Origin of the sequence: Streptomyces sp. NPDC127119 (genome assembly GCF_042677425.1) — a bacterium.
Lineage (GTDB): Bacteria > Actinomycetota > Actinomycetes > Streptomycetales > Streptomycetaceae > Streptomyces.
In genome coordinates, this window is record NZ_JBHXTO010000290.1 from 1 (window position 1) to 3252 (window position 3252).

Genomic DNA, 3252 nt, shown 5'->3' on the forward strand with positions numbered 1-3252 from the left:
GCGGGGTCACACCCGGGGGGCCGACGATACCCAGCAAATTACCCGCGGGCCCCCACCCCCCCCCCCGGCCCCCCCCCCCCCCCCCCCCGGGGCGCGGGGCCGTCGGCGTCCCCGGGGCGCGGCCGTTCCGCCACCTGCGGGAGCGTCGTGGCCGGTCGCGCAGTTCCCCGCGCCCCTAAGGGGCACGGCCCCAGGTTTTCCGCTGTGTGCGGGTGCGTCGTGGCTGGTCGCGCAGTTCCCCGCGCCCCTTAGAGGCTCGGCTGCGCCTTCGCCCCCTCGGGCCCCGTCAGGGGCGCGGGGAACGGCGCAATCTTTTGTCTTTGGCTTTTAAGGGGCGCGGGGAACGGCGCAGTCTTTTGGTTTTGGCCTTTAGGGGCGCGGGGAACGGCGCGGCCAGCCCCCACCGGGCCGCACCCGCTCAGGGGACCGCGGCTAGACGGGAAAGCGGCGGTCCACCCATCTCCACACCAGTTCGAGCGCGGCAGCGCCCACCACCGCCACCCCCACCGCGGTCCACGGCATGGTGGCCCCCACCAGCTTCAGTGCGAAGAACGACTGCAGCCACGGCACCACCAGTACCAGCAGGAACGCCAGCCCCATCGCGGCCACCAGGCCGATCCGCCACCAGGTGTACGGCCGCGCCACGATCGCCAGTACCCACATCGACACCAGGAACAGCGTCAGCGTCGCCGCGCTGGTCTCCGCGTCCAACGCCCCCTCCCCGGAGTAGTGGTGCCGGGCGAGCAGGTACGTCGTGAACGTGGCCAGCCCCGCCACCACCCCGCCCGGGATCGAGTACCGCATCACCCGCCGGACGAAGTGCGGCCGAGCCCGTTCCTTGTTGGGCGCGAGTGCCAGGAAGAAGGCGGGCACCCCGATCGTCAGCGTCGACAGCAGCGTCAAGTGCCGCGGCAGGAACGGGTACTCCACCTGGCAGCACACCACCAGCACCGCGAGCAGCACCGAGTACACCGTCTTGACCAGGAACAGCGTGGCGACACGCGTGATGTTCCCGATCACCCGGCGCCCCTCCGCGACCACCGACGGCAGCGTCGCGAAGCTGTTGTTGAGCAGCACGATCTGGGCGACCGCCTTCGTCGCCTCGGACCCCGAACCCATCGCGACACCGATGTCGGCGTCCTTGAGGGCGAGTACGTCGTTCACGCCGTCGCCGGTCATCGCCACCGTGTGCCCGCGCGACTGGAGCGCGCCCACCATGTCCCGCTTCTGCTGCGGGGTGACCCGTCCGAACACGGAGCCCCGGTCCAGCGCCTCGGCCATCTCCTCCCGTTCGGAGGGCAGCCGGCGCGCGTCGACCGTGGCGGAGGCGCCGGGCAGACCGAGTTTGGCGGCGACCGCGCCGACCGACACGGCGTTGTCGCCGGAGATCACCTTGGCGCGTACGTTCTGCTCGTCGAAGTACCGCAGGGTGTCCGCCGCGTCGGGCCGCAGCCGCTGCTCCAGGACGACGAGTGCGGCGGGCCGTGCGCCTTCCTGGACCCGGGGGTCGTCGAGTTCGCGGACGGCACGGGCCAGCAGCAGGACCCGTAGCCCCTGCTCGTTGAGCTGTTCGGTCTCGGCGAGTACGGGGTCGTCGTCGGCGAGGAGCACGTCGGGGGCGCCCAGCAGCCAGGTGCTCACCCGGCCCCCGTCCGCGTCCCCGTTCCCGCCCTCGGTGAAGGACGCCCCGCTGTACTTGCGCGCGGAGGAGAAGGGCAGCGCGCCCTCGCGGTGCCAGCCCGCGCTGTCCGGGTAGGCGTCGATGATGGCCTGGAGGGAGGCGTTCGGGCGGGGGTCGGACGCACCGAAGGCGCCGAGTACTTCGCGCACGTACGCCTCGTCGCCCTCCCCCTTCCCGTCCCCGTCTCCGTCCCCGTCGGCGCCGAGCGGGCGCAGCTCGGTGACGTCCATGCCGCCCTCGGTGAGCGTGCCCGTCTTGTCGAGGCAGACCGTGTCGACGCGGGCGAGGCCCTCGATGGCCGGGAGTTCCTGGACGAGGCACTGTTTGCGGCCGAGCCGGACGACCCCGATGGCGAAGGCGACCGAGGTGAGCAGGACCAGGCCTTCGGGGACCATGGGCACGATGCCGCCGACGGCGCGTGCGATGGAGTCCTTGAAGTCGTTGTTCTTGCTGACGAGTTGCGTGATGGCGAGGCCCACGGCGGCCGGGATCAGCATCCAGGTCACGTACTTGAGGATCGTGGAGATACCGGTACGCAGTTCGGAGTGGACGAGGGTGAAACGGCTCGCCTCCTCGGCGAGTTGCGCCGCGTACGCCTCACGGCCCACCTTCGTCGCGCTGAACGCCCCGCCGCCCGCGACCACGAAGCTGCCCGACATGACCTGGTCGCCGGGCTGTTTGACCACCGGGTCCGCCTCGCCGGTGAGCAGGGACTCGTCGATCTCCAGGCCGTCGGCCTCGGCGCACTCGCCGTCCACGGCGATCTTGTCGCCCGGACCGATCTCGATCAGGTCGCCCAGCACGATCTCCGAGGTGCCGATGGAGGTGGCGGTGCCGTCCCTGCGGACGGTCGGGCGGGACTCGCCGATCACCGCGAGGGAGTCCAGGGTCTTCTTCGCGCGCAGTTCCTGGATGATGCCGATGCCGGTGTTCGCGAGGATCACGTAGCCGAACAGGCTGTCCTGGAACGGGGCGACGAACAGCATGATCAGCCAGAGCACGCCGATGATGGCGTTGAACCGGGTGAAGACGTTCGCCCGGACGATGTCGGCGGTGGAGCGGCTGCTGCGCACGGGGACGTCGTTGACCTCGCCCCGGGCGACGCGCTCGGCGACCTCGGCGGCGGTCAGGCCCTTCGCGGTTCTGCTCGCGCCGGCGGGCAGCGGGACGGGGTGCACGGGATCGAGTTCGGCGCCCGCGTCGATGTGCGTCATGTCTTCGACGGTACGGGGGGATATGCGGCTTCACCCGATGAGTACGGCAAGATCCGACCAGCGGAGGAGCGGGGGTGCTGCCGTGGTAGTACACGACGGTTCCCTCCGCCCCTAGGGGACGGGCCGGGCGTCGGATGTCGCGCACGGGCCCGACGTGGCCGGCCGCGCAGTTCCCCGCGCCCCTAAAAGATTGCGCAGTTCCCCGCGCCCCTGGGGGGGGTGCGGCCGGGCGTCGGATGTCGCGCGCGGCCCGGACGTGGCCGGCCGCGCAGTTCCCCGCGCCCCTAAAAGATTGCGCAGTTCCCCGCGCCCCTGGGGGGTGGGGTCGGGCGTTGCATGTCGCGCGCGGGCCCGTCG

General features: G+C 71.8%; 1 protein-coding gene. It reads right to left on the reverse strand.

The window, feature by feature from the left end:
* Positions 1-432: 432 nt before the first annotated feature.
* Positions 433-2895 (reverse strand): HAD-IC family P-type ATPase, encoded by a 2463-nt coding sequence (locus tag ACFVH5_RS44150; protein ID WP_385839330.1) that lies wholly within the window; start codon positions 2893-2895, stop codon positions 433-435.
* Between the last annotated feature and the right edge of the window lie 357 nt (positions 2896-3252).

Coding starts and splice junctions, on each gene's coding strand:
- ACFVH5_RS44150 (WP_385839330.1), bottom strand. CDS start 2,895: ATGACGCACATCGACGCGGGCGCCGAACTCGATCCCGTGCACCCCGTC.